Genomic DNA, 19,455 nt, shown 5'->3' with positions numbered 1-19,455 from the left:
GCTCAGTTGAGGCCGGGCAGCTGCACCTGGGGTTTGACGTCTTCGCTGGCGACGCTGGCCAGGGGCGCGACCACGCCCTGGCTCTTGAGCAGTTCGCCCAGGGTGGCCTTCACCCGGTACTGGGTGAACAGCTCGGTGTAGCGCAGGTCGACCAGGCGGCGCGAGGCGTTGAACAGTTCGTTCTCGCTGTCCAGCAGGTCCAGCAGGGTGCGTTCGCCGATGCTGAACTGCTTCTGGTAGGCCTCGCGCACGCGGCTGCTGTAGTCCACGTACTGGCGGGCGATGGGCAGCTGATCGCGGGCGTTGGCCAGGGCGTTCCAAGCCAGGCCGAGTTCCTCGTTGAGCTGGCGCAGGGCGTTGTTGCGCACGTCCAGGGCCTGGTTGGCCAGGTACGACTTGGACTGCAGCTCGGCCTTGTTGCTGCCGCCGGCGAACAGGTTGTAGCGCATGCGCAGCATGGCCTGCCAATCGTTGTTGTGGCCCGGGTCGCCGGAAAGGTTGTTGTCGGCATTGCGCGACAGCTCGGCGTCGAAGCGCGGGTAGAACGGCGCCTTGGCCGCTTCGTACTGCTTCTCGGCGGCGGCCACGTCGGACTCGGCCGAACGCAGGATCGGGCTGTTCTCCAGCAGCTGCCGGCGCGCGTCCTGCAGGTCTTGCGGCAGCAGGCCCGGCAGGCCGGCCGGCTCGCTCAGCTCCAGCGGCTCGGCGCCGACCACGCTCAGGTAGTTGGTGCGCGCATCGGCCAGGTTGGTCTGCTCGGTGAGCAGGTTGTTGCGCGCCTGGGCCAGGCGCGCCTCGGCCTGGTCCTGGTCGGCCAGGCGGCCGACGCCGCGGGCGCTGCGCAGGCTGATCTGGTCGTAGATGCGCTGGTGGCTCTTCAGGTTCTCCTCGGCCAGGCGGACCATCTCCTGGCGACGCAGCACGTCGGTATAGACCTGCGCCACTTCCAGCCCGGTGCGCTCGGCGGTGCCCAGCAGCGCATAGGCGCGGGAATTCACCGTGGCCTTCTGGCGGCCCACCTCGCTGGAGGTGGCGAAGCCGTCGAACACCATCTGCCGCAGGCTCAGCGCCGACTCGCCGCGGTTCATGGTCCGCCAGTGGTCGCCCTCGCCGCGGGTGGTGGGGTTGTCGGCGCCCTCGCGGCCATAGCCGGCGGTGAGGTCGACCGAAGGCAGGTAGCCGCCCTGGGCGGCGCGCAGCTGCTGGTCGGCGGCCAGGCGGCTGTTCACCCCGGCCTGGATCTCCGGGTGCACGTCCATGGCGCGCTGCATGGCTTCGTTCAGGGTGGTGGCATGGGCCGGGGCCGCGCAATAGAACGCGAGAGGCAACAGAGGCACGAAACGCAAACGCATGGTTTGAACATCCTTATCGCAGGGATATGGACAGCGATTCGTGTACCCAGGGGTGGCATCGGAGGACCGGCGAATGCGCTGCACGTGAGGAGGTCACTGGCGCCCGGAACCCCGTTGGAAATTTTTTCGCGGGGCTCTTTGACATCACAGTGACATCGTTTTGCCAATTGTTTAGGATGCCTCGAAAATGGTCAATAGATTGGCATAAACCTAATCGCGAAAACTCATTAAGCCAATTAGTTGACGCCAGTTTTACAGCTCCAATCGACAAGGGAATGCCACCTGGCGCGCCGCAATCACGGCCGCGACCCGGCCGGCACGCCAGCATCCGCCTCAGGGGAGAAGTGCAATGAGCAGCGTCGTCGCAGTGGTGAAAAGCGTCATCGGGCAAGTGCTGGCGGTATCCGCCGAGGGGCAGCGCAGGGTGCTGGTCGAGGGCGACCGCCTGTTCCTGGGCGACCTGGTGCAGACCGGCGACGCCGGCGCGGTGGCCCTGCAATTGCCTGACGGCCGCGTGCTCGACCTGGGCCGCGACAGCCAGCTGAGCGCCAGCGAACTGGCACCCCATGCGCCGGCCCAGCCCACCGTCACGGCCAGCGCCGAGGAACTGCAGAAAGCCATCGCCGCCGGCGCCGACCCGACCCAGACCCTCGCCCCCACCGCGGCCGGCCCGAGCGCCAGCGCCGGTGGCAGCGGCCCGGCCGGCGGCGGCCACAGCTTCGTGCTGCTGGAGGAAACCGGCGGCCACGTCGACCCGAGCATCGGCTACACCACCAGCGGCCCGGGCGCTGCCGGCCAGGGCGACGGCGAACGCCAGCAGGAGCAGGCGCCGAACCTCGCGCCCAGCTTCGTCGACGACCAGGGCAACGCCCTCGCCGGCTTGCAGCTGAGCACCGCCGAGGACACCCTGCTGCAAGGCGCCTTCCAGGCCCGCGACCCGAACGGCGACAGCCTCACCTACTCCCTCGCCCGGGGCCCGGCCAACGGCAGCCTGATCGTCAATGCCGACGGCACCTGGCAGTACCTGCCCAACCCCGACTACAACGGCGCTGACAGCTTCGTGGTGACGGTCACCGACAACCGCGGCGCGTCCAGCAGCCTGACCGTCGACATCGGTGTGAGCGCAGTCAACGACGCCCCGGTGGCCCGCGGCAGCTACGGCGCCACCCTGGTCGACACCGCGGCCAACGACAGCTTCGCCGACATCAAGGGCCAGCTGCAGGCCAGCGACGTCGACGGCGACCAGCTGACCTGGAGCGGCAGCGCCAAGGGCGCCTTCGGCCAGCTCACGGTCAACCCCGACGGCAGCTACATCTACGTGGTCGACGCCGCCGCGGTGAACGCCCTGCCGGCCGGCCAGCACCCGCAGGACAGCTTCACCGTCACCGTCCGCGATCCGTCCGGGGCCAGCGACACCCGGGTGATCGAGATCGACATCCAGGGCGCCAACGACACGCCGCAGGCCAGCAACGCCCAGGCCCAGGCCACCGAGGACGGGCAGCTCACCGGCCAGATCGCCGCCAGCGACCCCGACACCGGCAGCAGCCTGACCTTCAGCGTCGACGGCAAGGCCCCCGCCGGCTTCACCCTGCAGCCCGACGGCAGCTGGAGCTTCGACGGCAAGGACCCGGCCTATCAGCACCTGGGCGAAGGCCAGACCCAGGTGATCGTCGTCCCGGTGGTGGTGACCGACGACCAGGGCGCCAGCAGCACCAGCACCCTGACCATTACCGTCACCGGCACCAATGACGCGCCGGTCGCCCAGGCGGGCAGCGCGACTACCGCCGAGAACGATGTGCTGAATGGCCAGGTTCCGGCTGCTAGCGATGTCGACGGCAGCATCGTCGGCTACCAGCTGACCAACGATGTCGGCGCTGGTAACGGCACACTCACCTTCAACCCCGATGGCAGCTATCGCTTCGATCCGGGCCAGGACTTCGACAGCCTGCCGGCTGGTGTCAGCCGTGACGTCACCTTCACTTACCAGGCCAAGGATGACAGCGGTGCGCTGAGCGCTCCGCAGACCATCACCATTACCGTCACCGGCAGCAACGATGCACCAGCGGCCCAGGCTGCCACTGCCGCCGTCAACGAAGACAGTCAGATCAACGGCCAACTGCAGGCCAGCGACGCCGACCAGGGAGCGCAGCTGCAGTTCGGCTCCGACAGCCCCCTCCCCGCCGGCTTCACGCTGGATCAGGACGGCAAGTGGAGCTTCGACGCCAGCGATGCCGCCTATCAGCACCTGGCTGCCGGTCAGACGCAGATCATCAGCGTTCCGGTGGTCGTCACCGATGATCAGGGGGCTACCAGTGGCAGCACCCTGACCATCACGGTTACCGGTACCAACGATGCGCCGATAGCACAGGCATCCAGCGCCGCAGCCGACGAAGATCAGGTGAGCACCGGCCAACTGAGGGCCACCGACGCCGATGACGGCGCGGTCCTGACCTTCAGCGTCGACGGCAACGCACCGGCCGGCTTCACCCTGAAAGCCGACGGCAGCTGGACGTTCGATGGCAAGGACCCGGCGTACCAGCATCTGGCCAATGGCGAAACCCAGGTCATCAGCATTCCGGTAATCGTCACTGACGACCAGGGAGCCAATGCCACCAGCACTCTGACTCTGACCATCACTGGTACCAACGACGCACCGGTAGCCCAGGCGGACAGTGCCGCCGTCAACGAAGACAGCCAGATCAATGGCCAGTTGCAGGCCTCCGACGCAGACCAAGGGGCGCAGCTGCAGTTCGGCTCCGACAGCCCCCTCCCCGCCGGCTTCACGCTGGATCAGGACGGCAAGTGGACCTTCGACGCCAGCGATGCCGCCTATCAGCACCTGGCTGCGGGACAAACCCAGGTCATCAGCATCCCGGTGGTCGTCACCGATGACCAGGGGGCTACCAGTGGCAGCACCCTGACCATCACCGTCACCGGAACCAACGATGTCCCCGTCGCCCAAGCTGCCAGCGCAGCAGCCGACGAAGACCAGGTGAGTACAGGCCAACTGGTAGCCACTGACGCCGATGATGGCACCGTCCTGACCTTCAGCATCAACGGCAATACACCCGCCGGCCTCACCCTGAAAACCGATGGCAGCTGGACCTTCGATGGCAAGGACCCGGCCTATCAACATCTGGCGGATGGTGAGACGCAAGTAATCAACATCCCGGTCATCGTCACCGATGACCATGGAGCTACCAGCTCCAGCACCCTGACCATTACCGTCACCGGGACCAATGATGCGCCGATAGCGCAGGCATCCAGCGCAGCGGCCGACGAAGATCAGGTCAGCACCGGCCAACTGACGGCCAGCGACGCCGACGACGGCGCGGTCCTGACCTTCAGCATCGACGGCAATGCGCCCGCCGGCTTCACCCTGCAATCCAATGGCAGCTGGACCTTCGACGGCAAGGACCCGGCCTACCAACATCTGGCGGATGGCGAGACGCAAGTAATCAACATCCCGGTCATCGTCACTGATGACCATGGAGCTATCAGCTCCAGCACCCTGACCATTACCGTCACCGGGACCAATGACGCACCGGTCGCCCAGGCTGGCAGCGCCACGACCGAAGAAAACACCATCCTCAATGGCCAAGTCCCGGCCGCCAGCGACGTCGACGGCATCATTGCCGGTTACCAGTTGGCCAGTGGTGTCGGCACCGGCAACGGCACGCTGACCTTCGATCCCAATGGCGGCTATAGCTTCGATCCGGGCCACGACTTCGACAGCCTGCCGGCTGGTGTCAGTCGTGACATCACCTTTACCTACCAGGCCAAGGATGACAGCGGCGCACTGAGCGATCCGCAGACCATCACTATTACCGTGACCGGCACCAACGATGCGCCGGTGGCCCAGGCCGCCAATGCCGCCGTCAACGAAGACAGCCAGATCAATGGCCAGTTGCAGGCCACCGACGCAGACCAAGGCGCCCAACTGCAGTTCAGCTCGGACAGCCCCTTGCCCGCAGGCTTCACGCTGGATCAGGACGGCAAATGGACCTTCGACGCCAGCAACGCTGCCTACCAGCACCTGGCCGAGGGCGAAACCCAGATCATCAGCATTCCGGTGGTCGTCACCGATGACCAGGGCGCTACCAGTGGCAGCACTCTGACTATTACCGTCACTGGCACCAATGACGCGCCGGTCGCCCAGGCGGACAGCGCAACTACTGGCGAGAACGGCGTCCTGAATGGCCAGGTGCCGGCGGCCAGCGATGTCGACGGAAGCATCGTCGGCTACCAGCTGACCAACGATGTCGGCACTGGTAATGGCACGCTGACCTTCAACCCCAATGGCAGCTACACCTTCGATCCGGGCCACGACTTCGATAGCTTGCCGGCCGGTGTCAGCCGCGACGTCACCTTCACCTACCAGGCCAAGGACGACAGCGGCGCGCTGAGCGCCCCGCAGGCCATCACCATTACCGTCACCGGCACCAATGACGCGCCGGTAGCTCAGGCGGCCACTGCGGCGGTCAACGAGGACAGCCAGATCAATGGCCAGTTGCAGGCCACTGATGCCGACCAGGGGGCCCAACTGCAGTTCGGCTCGGATAGCCCCCTACCCGCCGGCTTCACCCTGGGCCAGGATGGCAAGTGGAGCTTCGATGCCAGCGATGCCGCCTACCAGCATCTGGCTGCCGGTCAGACGCAGGTCATCAGCATTCCGGTGGTCGTCACCGATGACCAGGGCGCTACCAGTGGCAGCACCCTGACCATCACCGTCACTGGCACCAATGACATCCCCGTCGCTCAGGCTGCCAGCGTGGCGGCCGACGAAGACCAGGTAAGCACCGGCCAGTTGGTGGCCACAGACGCCGATGACGGCGCGGTCCTGACCTTCAGCATCGACGGCAATGCACCGGCCGGTTTCACCCTGAAGACCGATGGCAGTTGGACCTTCGACGGCAAGGACTTGGCCTACCAGCATCTAGCGGATGGCGAGACGCAGGTCATCAGCATTCCGGTGATCGTCACTGACGACCAGGGCGCCACCAACACCAGCACTCTGACTATTACCCTCACCGGCACCAACGACGCGCCGGTCGCCCAAGCCGCCAGTGCCGCCGTCAACGAAGATAACCAGATCAGCGGCCAGTTGCAGGCCACTGATGCCGACCAGGGGGCCCAACTGCAGTTTGGCTCGGACAGCCCCCTACCCGCCGGCTTCACCCTGGGCCAGGATGGCAAGTGGAGCTTCGATGCCAGCGATGCCGCCTACCAGCACCTGGCGGCCGGTCAGACGCAGATCATCAGCGTTCCGGTGATCGTCACCGATGACCAAGGGGCTACCAGTGGGAGCACCCTGACTATCACCGTCACTGGCACCAATGACGTACCAGTGGCCCAGGCTGCGAGCGCTGCAGTCGATGAAGACCAGGTGAGCACCGGCCAGTTGGTGGCCACAGACACCGATGACGGCGCGGTCCTGACCTTCAGCATCGACGGCAATGCACCGGCCGGTTTCACCCTGAAGACCGATGGCAGTTGGACCTTCGACGGCAAGGACTCGGCCTACCAGCATCTGGCGGATGGCGAGACGCAGGTCATCAGCATTCCGGTGATCGTCACTGACGACCAGGGCGCCACCAACACCAGCACTCTGACTATTACCCTCACCGGCACCAACGACGCGCCGATCGCCCAGGCTGGCAGTGCTACGACCGAAGAGAACACCGTTCTCAATGGACAAGTCCCGGCCGCCAGCGATGTAGACGGCACCATCGCCGGCTACCAGCTGACCACCGATGTCGGCACCGGCAACGGCACGCTGACCTTCAACCCCAATGGCAGCTACACCTTCGATCCGGGTCACGACTTCGACAGCCTGCCGGCCGGTGTCAGTCGCGATGTCACCTTCACCTACCAGGCCAAGGACGACAGCGATGCGCTGAGCACCCCGCAAACCATCACCATCACGGTCACCGGTACCAATGACGCGCCGGTCGCTCAGGCTGGCAGCGCGACGACCGAAGAGAACACCACCCTCAATGGCCAGGTCCCAGCCGCGAGCGATGTCGACGGCACCATCGCCGACTACCAACTGACAACCGATGTCGGTATCGGCAACGGCACGCTGACCTTCAACCCCAATGGCAGCTACACCTTCGATCCGGGCCAGGATTTCGACAGCCTGCCGGCCGGTGTCAGCCGCGACGTCACCTTCACCTACCAGGCCAAGGATGACAGCGGCGCGCTGAGCGCCCCGCAGACCATCACCATCACCGTTACCGGCACCAACGACGCACCGGTCGCTCAGGCCGGCAGTGCGACTACCGGTGAAAACACCGTGCTCAACGGTCAGGTCCCGGTCGCCAGCGACGTCGACGGCACAATCACGGGCTACCAATTGGCCAGTGATGTCGGTACCGGCAACGGCACGCTCACCTTCCACGCAGATGGCAGCTATACCTTCGATCCGGGCCAGGACTTCGACAGCCTGCCGGCCGGTGTCAGCCGCGACGTCACCTTCACCTACCAGGCCAAGGATGACAGCGGCGCGCTGAGCGATCCGCAAACCATCACCATCACAGTTACCGGCACCAACGACGCCGCCGCCATCACCGGCGCCCAGGTGAGCATCAACGAGACCAACGCCCCGATCAGCACCGGCGGCCAACTCACCATCACCGACGTCGACAGCCCAGCCACCTTCGTCGAGCAGACCAACGTCGCCGGCCAGTACGGCCACTTCAGCCTGGCTGCCGACGGCACCTGGAGCTACACTGCCGATTCGGCCTACAACGAGCTGAGCGTCGGCCAGTCGCTGACCGACACCTTCACCGTTACCAGCGCCGATGGCACCACCTCCAGCGTCAGCGTGACCATCGACGGCACCAACGACGCCGCCGTCATCACCGGCGCCCAGGTGAGCATCAACGAGACCAACGCCCCGATCAGCACCGGCGGCCAACTGACCGTCACCGACGTCGACAGCCCGGCCACCTTCGTCGAGCAGACCAACGTCGCCGGCCAGTACGGCCACTTCAGCCTGGCTGCCGACGGCACCTGGAGCTACACCGCCGACTCGGCCTACAACGAGCTCAAGCTGAACGAAACCCTGACCGACACCTTCAATGTCCAGAGCGCGGACGGCACCCAGTCCAGCGTCACCGTCAACATCGTCGGCAGCAACGATGCACCGCTGGCCCAGGCCGCCAGCGCCAGCGCCGTGGAGGGCGGCAGCCTGCAGCCGGGCGTCGTCGCCGGCGCCACCGATGGTTCGGCGCTGACGCTGACCATCACCACCACCCAGCCGGGCGAAGCCATCAGCTTCAACTGGACCTTCACCACCCAGGACTACGCGCCCTACAACGACTTCGCCTTCGTGCAGGTCAACGGCCAGGTCGTCACCCTGCTGAGCAGCGTCGCCGCCGTGGGCAACTACGGCACCTCTGGCCCGCAGACCTTCAGCCACACCTTCGACCAGCCGGGCACCTACACCCTGGTGATCGGCGTGGCGGACAGCGGCGACAGCTCCGTCGACTCCACCCTGGTACTGAGCAACCTGCCGCCGCAAGCCAGCGTCGTCGGCTCGGTCGGCCAGGCGGTACAAGACGGCGCGGGTTGGACCCTCACCAGCAACGGCGCGAACAATCAGGCCCTGGTCGACCAGCTCAAGCCGGTCAGCGAGATCACCGGCCAGCTGCAGGCCAGCGACGTCGACCATGGCGCCCAGCTGAGCTACTCCGTCGACGGCGCCGCGCCGGCCGGCTTCACCCTGCACAGCGACGGCAGCTGGGTCTTCGATGCCAAGGACGCGGCCTACGACAGCCTGGCCGCGAACCAGGTGAAAGTGCTGCAGATCGGCTTCACGGTGACCGATGAACACGGCGCCACCGGCAGCAGCACCCTGACCCTGACCATCACCGGCACCAACGATGCGCCGGTGGCCAACGCCGACCAGGCGCTGACGCCGATCAACGTGGCGCTGCCGAGCATCGACGTGCTCGGCAACGACAGCGACGTCGACGGCGATGCGCTCAGCGTCACCAAGGCCGTGCTCGCCGACCCCAGCCAGGGCAGCGTCAGCATCAACCCCGACGGCACCCTGAACTTCGTGCCCGCCGAGAACGTCAGCGGCAGCGTGGTGATCCACTACGAGATCAGCGACAGCCACGGCGCCAGCGCCAGCAGCAGCCTGACCGTGCAGGTGGGCGGCAACACCCCGCCGCAGGGCGCCGATGGCAGCGCCAGCCTGGACGAGGACAGCAGCCACAGCTTCAGCGCCGCCGACTTCGCCTTCAACGACACCGATGCCGGCCAGCACCTGCAGGCCGTGCGCATCGACAGCCTGCCGGGCGCCGGCAGCCTGACCTTCGACGGCGTCGCCGTCGTCCCGGGCCAGGTGATCGCCGCCGCCGACCTCGGCAAGCTGACATTCACCCCCGCCGCCAACGACAATGGCGCTCCCTACGCCAGCTTCGGCTTCAGCGTGCAGGACAGCGCCGGCGCCTTCGACAGCGCTTCGCACACCTTCACCCTGGACGTCACCCCGGTGGACGATCCCTCGGTGCTGCTCCCGAACGTCGCGAGCATGGACGAGGACGACGGCAGCGCGACCGGCAACGTGCTGGACAACGACAGCGACGTGGACAACACGCTGAGCGTAAGCAGCTACAGCGTCGCCGGCTTCAGCGGCAACATCGCCGCCGGCACCGGCACCACCATCGTCGGCGTCGGCAGCATAGTGATCGATGCGAACGGCCACTACAGCTTCACCCCGGACGCCAACTACCACGGCGCCGTGCCGCAGATCACCTACACCACCAACACCGGCGCCAGCTCGACCCTGGACATCACCGTGAACTCGGCGAACGACCTGCCGGTGGCCGAGAACGCCAACAAGACCACCCTGGAAGACACGCCGGTTTCCGGCCAGGTCGTCGCCAGCGACGTCGATGGCGATGCCCTCACCTACACCCTGAAGCCAAGTAGCGGACCGGTGAACGGCACCCTGGTACTCGACTCCAGCAACGGCAAATACACCTACACCCCGGACCACGACTACAACGGCAACGACAGCTTCACCGTGGTGGTCGGCGATGGCCAGGGCGGCACCGTCGAGTCCGTCGTCAACATCACCGTCACGGCGGTGAACGATGAGCCGGTGACCGCCGACAACAGCAACACCACTGCCGAGGACACCGCCGTCTCCGGTCAGGTCGTCGCCAGCGACGTCGACAAGGACCCCCTCACCTACACCCTGAAACCGGGTAGCGAGCCACAGCACGGCACCCTGGTACTCGACTCCAGCAACGGCAAGTACACCTACACCCCGGACCACGACTACAACGGCAACGACAGCTTCACCGTGGTGGTCAGCGATGGCCAGGGCGGCACCGTCGAGTCCGTCGTCAGCATCACCGTCACGGCGGTGAACGATGCCCCCATCGCACACGATGACAGCGCCACGATCGATGAAGACCACAGCGTCACCATCGACGTGCTGGCCAACGACACCGACATCGACAGCAGCAGCCTGAGCGTCACCGGCGCCAGTGCCAGCCATGGCAGCGTGACCATCAACCAGGACGGCACCCTGACCTACACCCCGGACGCCAACTACGGCGGCAGCGACACCATCGTCTATACGATCAGCGACGGCGATGGCGGCACCAGCAGCGCCAGCGTGACCGTCGGCATCACCCCGGTGGCCGACGCACCGCTGCTCAGCCTCGACGCCTCCAGCGGTCATCCGGCGTCCACCGGCCTCACCGTGCAGACCTGGACCGGCCTGGCCCTGGGCAGCAACGGCAACGGCATAAACCCGGACACCCTGCAGAGCGTCATCGACGCCGCCGGCGCGCCGGCCAGCACGTCCTCCACCAACAGCGTGAGCAACGGCAGCGTCAGTGCAGGCACCGCCACCAAGGTCAGCGGCCTGATCTTCCTCGAGGCCGGCCACAGCTATACCTTCGCCGGCGTCGGCGACGACAGCATCCGCCTGGTGGTCGGCGGCACCAAGGTCGCCGAAGCCACCTGGAGCGGCTCCAGCGGCAAGTTCAGCGGCACCTTCACCCCCAGCGAGAGCGGCTACTACACCCTGGCGCTCTACCAGCACAACCAGAGCGGTCCGGGCAACTACAGCCTGACGCTTTCCGACAACGGCAGCCCGGCGCAGACCCTCGGCACTGGCAGCGCCCTGCTCTACCACGACGGCAGCGAGCTCACCGCCGCCGGCGAGCGCCTGGCGGACCTGGCCGGCAGCAACGGCCAGGGCTACTACCAGGTCTACGGGCTGAACGAAGGCCGCGAGGACAGCAGCATTCCGCTGTCGAAGGTCAACGCCGCGCTGGTCGATACCGACGGCTCGGAAACCCTCAAGGTCAGCATCGGTTCGATCCCGCTCGGCGCGGTCCTCAGCGACGGCACCCACAGCTTCACCGCCGGGGCCGGCAAGACCAGCGTCGACGTCACCGGCTGGGACCTGGGCAAACTCACCATCACCCCGCCGCAGGACTTCAACGGCAGCTTCCAGTTGCAGGTCAGAGCCACCGCCAGCGAAACGGCCAACGGCGACCAGGCCACCAGCAGCCAGACGCTGACGGTGCAGGTCCATCCGGTCAACGACGCCCCGGTATTCACCAGCGCCGCCAGCCAGAGCACCGTGGAAGACAGCGTGCTGCACGGCCAGCTCGGCGCCAGCGACATCGACGGCGACAACCTGACCTACGCCCTGAAGAACGGCGGCAACCCAGCCCATGGCAGCGTGGTGGTCAACGGCGACGGCAGCTATAGCTACACCCCGGCGGCCGACTACAACGGCCCGGACAGCTTCGTCGTCACAGTCAGCGACGGCCACGGCGGCGTGGCCGAGCAAGTGGTGTCGATCACCGTCACCCCGGACAACGACGTGCCGGTATTCACCAGCCCGGCCAGCCAGAGCATCGCGGAAGACGACGTGCTCCACGGCCAGCTCGCGGCCAGCGACGTCGACGGCGACGCCCTGACCTACGCCCTGAAGAACGGCAGCGCTCCGGCCCATGGCAGCGTGGTGGTCAACGGCGACGGCAGCTACAGCTACACCCCGCTGGCCAACTATAACGGCACCGACAGCTTCACCGTCACAGTCAGCGACGGCCAGGGTGGCCTGGCCGAGCAACTGGTGACGGTCACCGTCACCCCGGTCAACGATGCCCCCGTGGCCGCCAGCGACAGCAAGACCACCGGCGAGAACAGCGTGCTCAGCGACCAGGTGCCGGCTGCCAGCGACATCGACAGCCCGGTCAACCCCAATGGCTACGCCCTGGTCAGCGGCCCGGGCACCGGCAACGGTAACCTGACCTTCAACGCCAACGGCAGCTACGTATTCAACCCAGGCAGCGACTTCGACAGCCTGGCCCCGGGCGAAAGCCGCCAGGTCAGCTTCACCTACACCGCCAAGGACAGCGCCGGCGCCACCAGTGCCCCGGCCACCGTGACCATCACCGTGACCGGCGCCAACGACGCGCCCACCGGCAGCGACGGCACCATCACGCTGAATGAAGACAGCAGCCGCAACTTCAGCGCCCTCGACTTCGGCTTCAACGACGTCGACCACAACGACGCCCTCGGCGCGGTGCGCATCGACAGCCTGCCGGGCGCCGGCAGCCTGACCTTCAACGGCGTCGCCGTCACCCAGGGCCAGGTGATCGCCGCGGCCGACTTGGGCAAGCTGGCCTTCACCCCGGCGGCCAACGCCAACGGCAACAACTACGCCAGCTTCACCTTCTCGGTGAAGGACAGCAATGGTGCCTTCGACAGCACGCCGAACAAGCTCACCGTCAACGTCACCCCGGTCAACGACGACCCCGTGGCGGTCAACGACCACTACCTGGTCGGCGGCCTGCAGGGCAACTACTGGGGCTATCGGGAAAACACTGATGGCAACAACCTGACCAACCTGAGCATGGTCAGCGCGTTCATCGCCAAGACCGCGCCCGGCGCCACCTTCACCGCCACTGCGCTCAACTACGGCAACGGCGTGAGCACCGACCTGGGCGGCGACAAGCAGCTGCAGAAGTTCCTCGGCAGCGACGCCGCCTCGCTCAGCACCGACCCGGCCAACACCAGCGACGCCATCGTCCAGCTCACCGGGCTGGTCAACCTCGCCGCCGGCAACTACACGTTCAGGGTGACGGCGGACGACGGCTTCAGCATCCGCATCGACGGCGTGGAGGTGTTCAAGTACGACGCCAACCAGAGCCCTACGGCCCGCGTCTCGGACAGCTTCAACATCGCCCAGGGCGGCAACCACCAGATCGAGATCCTCTACTGGGACCAGGGCGGCAACGCCCAGCTGAAGGTCGAGCTGGCCCCCGCCGGCGGCAGCTACAGCGTGCTCGGCGGCAGCAGCCTCAGCCACCCCCTGGCCGAACTGGTGACCAACGAAGACACCGCCCTGACCATCGCCGCCAATACCCTGCTGGGCAACGACAGCGACATCGACGGCGACAGCCTGTCCATCCTCAGCGTGCAGGGCGCGGTCAACGGCACGGTGAAACTGGAGAACGGCAACGTCGTCTTCACCCCGGCCAAGGACGTCAACGGCACCGGCAGCTTCACCTACACCGTCAGCGACGGCCACGGCGGCACCTCCACCGCCACCGTGACCGTCGGCATCAATGCGGTGAACGATGCGCCGGTGGCCAAGCCCGACATCGCCTCGACCCAGGAAGACAAGCCCGTCACCCTCAACGTGTTGGCCAACGACAGCGACGTCGACGGCGACAGCCTGAGCGTCACCAGCGCCTCCGCCAGCAACGGCAGCGTGACGGTCAATGCCGACGGCACTCTGACCTACACGCCCAAGGCCAACTTCAGCGGCAGCGACAGCATCACCTACACCATCAGCGATGGCCACGGCGGCACCGCCAGCTCCACGGTGGCGCTCAGCGTCACGCCGGTGGCCGACGTGCCGCTGCTCAACAGCGGCAGCATCTTCGCGCTCAACCCCGGCGCCACCAGCATCACCACCAACCAAGCCATCACCCAGGCCAACCTGGAAACCGAGACCGGCCTGAGTTCCGGGGCGCTGGACGGCATCAATCCACCGGCCGGTACCACGACCAGCGACCAGGGCAACGTCGACGTCATCGACGGCTCGCTGACCAGTTCGGACTACACGCTCAAGGCCGGCACCCAGGTCAACTTCGCCTGGACCTTCACCAACGGCGAAAACTCCACCAGCGAGATCAACAACGGCTTCAACGACATAGTCGCGCTGGTGGTCACCGGCCCCGACGGCGTCCGCCAGCTGATCCAGGTAACCTCCTCCGAGCAGCGTGGCGCCAGCGTCAACGGTAGTGGCGTACAGAGCTACACCGCCAGCAGCAGCGGCAACTATCACTTCGACTGGCTGGTGCTCAACGGCGGCGACGCCAACAAGGACTCCAGCCTGAACCTCGACGCCCCCACCTTCACCCTGGGCGGCAAGACCTACGGTGCGCCGATAAACGTCGGCATCAACGCGGCCCTGAGCGATACCGACGGCTCGGAAAGCCTCTCGGTGAAGATCACCGGCATGCCCAACGACGCCACCTTCACCAGCGGCACCCACAACGCCGACGGCAGCTGGAGCTTCACCCAGGCGCAGCTGCACGACCTGCAACTGCTGCCGGCCAGCGGCTACAACGGCACCCTGACCCTTGGCGTCACCGCCATCGCCACCGAGTCCGACGGCAGCACGGCCAGCGCTACGCAAACGCTGAGCATCACGGTGGCCTCGACCAACAGCAGCGGCAACGACCTGCTGCACGGCTACGGCACCAACAGCAGCAATAGCACCACCGACACCCTCAATGGCGGCGACGGCCACGACATCCTCTACGGTGGCGCGGGCAACAGCATCCTCAATGGCGGTACCGGCAACGACAGCCTGTATGGCGGCCTGGGCAACGACACCCTCGACGGAGGCAAAGACAACGACCTGCTGGTCGGCGGCAAGGGCGACGACACCCTGACCGGCGGCGACGGCGCCGACACCTTCATCTGGCGCGCAGGCGACACCGGCAAGGACACCATCACCGACTTCAAGCCCACCGACGGCGACCGCATCGACCTGGTGGACCTGCTGCCGGATGCCGCGCACAACGACATCCTCAGCTACCTGAAGGTGGACACCGCGACCTCGACCCTGCAGATCAGCACCACCGGCCAGGTGAACAGCTCGCCCGACGTGACCATCAAGCTCACCGGCGTCGACCTCAAGACCTACGGCGCGACCTCGGCGGACATCGTCAAGTCGCTGGTGGCCGGCGCCGACCCGCTGGTGAAGACCGAGCACCACTGAGCCCGCCTGGCGGCGCCCCACCGGGCGCCGCCAGGTACCCCGAACACCTGATGGAGACGAGGCGATGCCTTACATCCAGCGTGACGCCGAAGGCCGGCTGATACGCGTCGAAAGCGCCACCTTCGCCGGCATGAGCGGCAGCCTGGCCGACGACGACGAGGAAGTGCACGCCTGGCGCGAGGCCGAATACAGCCTGCGCCAGCTGCAACGCAGCGACCTGGAGATGATCCGGGTGCTGGAGGACCTGATCTCGGTGCTGATGGCCAAGGGCGTGATCCGTATTACCGACCTGCCCGAGGCGGCGCGCTCCAAGCTGCTCAGCCGTACCCAGGCGCGTGAGGCGCTGGGAGGCCTGCATCGGTTGATCGACGAGGAGGAGGATGGGGGGTTGATCTGACATCGCGAACAGCGCTTGCGCCGGCCCGAAGGGGAATGACCCAGTGACCTTCATGTCGCCTGGTCTCCTGAGCGGGTTTCGCTCGGTCTTCTGAAGAAACGTTCCGATGCGTGCGGATATTTCTGCGTAGGTTCCAGGAAGCACGGCTTTTCGTAGGATGGCGTTGAGCGAAGCGATACCCATCAGCGCAACCGGGTTTCGCAAGCTCAACCCATCCTACGAAGAGCACCTCGGCACAAGACAGTTGCTCCTACGGCTCCAGGAAGCGCGGGCGTAGGAGCGCGCCCTGCGCGCGAATCGCGGACAGAGTCCGCTCCTACGGGGGGACGGAACAGCCGTCGCTAACCCCGCCCCCACGGCCGCGGCGCGCCGAACAGTTGCCCCTGCGCCCCCTCGATGCCCATCCCGCGCAGCACGCGGAATTCCGCTTCGGTCTCGACGCGTTCGGCGATCAGCGGCAGGTCGATGCTGTGCGCCGCGTGCTGCATGGCCTCGATGAACAGGCGCTTGTCGTTCTCCACGTCGATGGCGCGGATGTGGCTGCCGTCGATCTTCAGGTAGGCCAGGCCCAGGCGCGCCAGGTTGCCGATCATGCTGAAGCGCCCGCCGAAGTGCTGCAGCGCCAGGCCGTAGCCCAGCTCGCGCAGGCGGCGGGTGAGTGCCTCCAGCGCCGCCTGGTCGGGCAACTGGTCTTCTTCCAGCTCCAGCACCAGGCGGCCGCCGTACTGCGGGTGCTGGCGCAGGCGCTCGAAGGCGCGGGCCAGAGCGCGTTCGTCGCGCAGCAGCGCGCCCGAGAGGTTCAGCGCCAGCAGCTGGTCGTGGCCGGCCAGGTGTGCCAGGGTCAGGTCGAGCATCAGCAGGTCCAGCTGCGCCGACCAGCCGAAGCGCTCCAGCCAGGGCAGGAAGCGGCCCGCCGCGAGGCTGCCGCCCTGCCCGTCCGGCAGGCGCGAGAGCACCTTGTGGTGCAGCACCAGCTCGGTGTCCTCGCAGGCCACCACCGGCTGGAAGTACAGCTCGAAGCGCTTCTCGCGCAGCGCCCGCTCCAGCAGTTGGTGCCAGCTGTGGCGCGCGTCGGCCACCGGCGCCGCTTCGCTGTCCAGCCGTGCCCAGGCACTGTGCTGCTGGCACTCGGCCTGGGCCAGGGCCTGGTCGGCGCGCAGCATCAGGCTGGCCGGCGCCTCGCCGGGGTGAAACGGCACCAGGCCGAAGGCCGCCACCCGCGGCTGGTCGCTGGCGCCGGTGCTGGCCAGGCTGGCGAGCATGCCCTCCAGGCGCGTGGCCAGTTGCTCGGCTTCTTCCTCCAGCAGCCCGGGGGCCAGCAGGGCGAACTCGCCGCCCCGGGTGCGCGCCAGAGTGCTCCCGGCGCCCAGGCCCTGGCTGGCGCGCTGCAGTTGCTCGGCTACCGCCTTGAGCAAGGCGTCGGTGTGCTGGGCGCCCAGGCGCAGGTTGAGGCCGGCGAGGTCGAGCACCCGCAGCAACAGCAGGTAGCCGCTGCTGACCTGGTCCTCGGCGCTCAGCCGCGCCTGCAGCTGCAGGTCGAAGAAGCGCCGGTTGCCCAGGCCGGTCAGGCTGTCCTGGTAGGCCTCGTCGCGCAGCCGCTCGCTGCGTTCGGCCTGTTCCTGGAACAGCGCCTTGAGCTTCTCCACCATCTGGTTCATCGCCTGCACCACGCGGCGCAGTTCCGGGGTGCGCGGCAGCTCCGGCAGGCTGAGGAATTCGCGGCGGGCGATAGCGTGGGATTGCGCCACCATGTAGTCCAGCGGGCGCAGCTGGCGGCACAGCAGCCAGGCGCCGAGCAGCGCGCTGACCACCCCGCACAGCAGCAGCCAGCCGAGGCTGCCCAGGGCGCTCTGCCAGAGCCTGGCGATGGCGAACATCGGGTGGCTCACCACCTCCACCCGCGCCGCCTGGGTCCAGCCGCGGCTGACCACGGCGTCGCCGCCGGCGGACGGCAGGCCGATCAGCGAGACGAACCACTGCGGCGCGCCCGAGGCCACCGCGTCCGGCACGCCCTGGCGCTCCACCAGCACCTTGCCGGTGGCCAGGTCGACTACGCGGATGCGCTCGAAATAGCCGCTGTCGAAGATCGAGCTGACCATCAGCTCGACCATCGCCGGGTCGTCGATGTGCGGGGTGAGCGACAGGCCCAGCGCCGTCGCGGCGTCCTGGGCGTGGGAGCGCAACTGGTTGACGTACTGCTCGCGGGAGCTTTCCAGGCCGACCATGAAGCTGCCGCCGAAGGCCACCACCAGGAACAGGCAGATGGCGATCAGGAGTTGTTTGAACAGGGACATCTCGACTCCGCTACTCGCGCGAGGGGAACCCCTCGGCCTCCATTTTCCGCAACAGGTCCTGCCAGCGCGACAGCCGCTTGCTGTCGCCCACCTGCTTGCCTCCGCCGCCGTCGGCCAGCCACAGCCCCTCGCCGTTGAAGGCGTACACCGGCTGCAGGTCGTCGCGCTGCGAGGCCGGCAGGATGCTGCCGATCAGGTTGTCCAGCACCAGCGGCACCGCTTCGGGCCGCGGGTAGTAGGTCAGCACCATGTGCGCCTGGTTCAGGCGCAGCGCCTTGACGTAGGTGATGCGCAGTTTCTGCGCCGGCACCCCGAGGTGGCGCAGGCTGACGTACTTGGCGATGGCGAAGTCCTCGCAATCGCCGGCCCCCTTGAGCAGGGCCTCCACCGGCGTGGCCCAGTAGTCCACCTGGTGCCACAGGCCGAGGTCGTCGGTGAAACGCAGCTGGCGATTGAAGAAATCGTTGACCGCCCGCAGCTGCTCCTGCTCGTCGGCGCCCGCCTCGTCGGCCAGCACCCGCTGCCAGGCCTCGATGCGCGCGCGCCCTGCCCCCAGCGGGCCATACAGCGCCTCGGCGCGGCGGGCGATCAGGGTGAAATCCCAGTCCGCCTCCAGCCACCCGGGGAACCATGCAAAGGTAGCGGTCACGACCACGGTGGCCAGCCACGGCAACCTCCGCCGCGGGCCACCCATTCGCCCGTTCGACAACATCGTCACTTCCTGCCAGCGGACCATCCGGCGCCCCACGGGGGCCGGCGCCGCATGGTGCGGGCTGGCGCGGGAAAAGGCAATGGCAATATGAAATCATCGAAACAGTGCTGCAGGCTCCCCCGCCTGCCCGCAGCCGCGTGTCACAAAAGGAATACATCCGGGCCACGGCGGTTTCCCGAGGCGCAGTTGTGCAGTGGAAGAAGCGATCCAGAGCGCTTGGCGAATCATGACCATCAGGTCATGAAATACTTACCTGCGGCTTCATTCATCAAGTGCATATACCTCAGAAACTTCCTTAAGAAATTGATGTAACAAAACTGAGCAAATCCACGATTCCTGACTAGGCTAATGGCCAGGGAAAAGCTCGCGTTAGAAGTCCGGGCGTTGTTTTTCGATCGCTGATTTCTGATGTGGGAATTCGT

The 19,455-nt window shown here is 66.9% G+C and carries 5 protein-coding genes; 2 read left to right on the top strand and 3 right to left on the bottom strand.

What is annotated here, in order from left to right; translation table 11 throughout:
* Window positions 1–2: 2 nt before the first annotated feature.
* The gene (locus tag RN02_RS17530; protein WP_043315500.1) at window positions 3–1,352 is read right to left on the bottom strand and encodes a TolC family outer membrane protein; all 1,350 of its coding nucleotides are present in this window, start codon (window positions 1,350–1,352) and stop codon (window positions 3–5) included.
* A 349-nt stretch (window positions 1,353–1,701) separates the two neighbouring features.
* Here RN02_RS17530 and RN02_RS33300 point away from each other — a divergent pair, with 349 nt between their 5' ends.
* Together RN02_RS33300 and RN02_RS17520 are read left to right on the top strand one after the other, a co-directional pair.
* Window positions 1,702–15,630: a retention module-containing protein gene (locus RN02_RS33300; protein WP_043315498.1), complete on the top strand. Its 13,929-nt coding sequence runs from the start codon at window positions 1,702–1,704 to the stop codon at window positions 15,628–15,630.
* Window positions 15,631–15,694: 64 nt separating this feature from the next.
* Window positions 15,695–16,027: a hypothetical protein gene (locus tag RN02_RS17520; protein ID WP_043315496.1), complete on the top strand. Its 333-nt coding sequence runs from the start codon at window positions 15,695–15,697 to the stop codon at window positions 16,025–16,027.
* Window positions 16,028–16,368: 341 nt separating this feature from the next.
* Here RN02_RS17520 and lapD read toward each other — a convergent pair whose 3' ends face one another.
* Window positions 16,369–18,321, bottom strand: a complete 1,953-nt coding sequence (lapD, locus tag RN02_RS17515; RefSeq protein ID WP_043315495.1) for a cyclic di-GMP receptor LapD — start codon at window positions 18,319–18,321, stop codon at window positions 16,369–16,371.
* Window positions 18,322–18,331: 10 nt separating this feature from the next.
* Entirely contained in the window at window positions 18,332–19,033 is a 702-nt protein-coding gene (gene lapG, locus RN02_RS17510) for a cysteine protease LapG (protein WP_009622279.1), read from the bottom strand.
* Window positions 19,034–19,455: the final 422 nt, after the last annotated feature.

It is taken from the genome of Pseudomonas sp. PI1, from assembly GCF_000812405.1.
GTDB classification, from domain to species: domain Bacteria; phylum Pseudomonadota; class Gammaproteobacteria; order Pseudomonadales; family Pseudomonadaceae; genus Pseudomonas; species Pseudomonas citronellolis.
Note: the sequence above shows the minus strand (reverse complement) of the source record. Positions and strands in the feature narration are given on the sequence as shown.

Excerpts from the sequence above, each read along its gene's own strand:
- RN02_RS17520 (WP_043315496.1), top strand. The coding sequence starts at position 15,695 with ATGCCTTACATCCAGCGTGACGCCGAAGGCCGGCTGATACGCGTCGAA.
- lapD (WP_043315495.1), bottom strand. The coding sequence starts at position 18,321 with ATGTCCCTGTTCAAACAACTCCTGATCGCCATCTGCCTGTTCCTGGTG.
- RN02_RS33300 (WP_043315498.1), top strand. The coding sequence starts at position 1,702 with ATGAGCAGCGTCGTCGCAGTGGTGAAAAGCGTCATCGGGCAAGTGCTG.
- lapG (WP_009622279.1), bottom strand. The coding sequence starts at position 19,033 with ATGTTGTCGAACGGGCGAATGGGTGGCCCGCGGCGGAGGTTGCCGTGG.
- RN02_RS17530 (WP_043315500.1), bottom strand. The coding sequence starts at position 1,352 with ATGCGTTTGCGTTTCGTGCCTCTGTTGCCTCTCGCGTTCTATTGCGCG.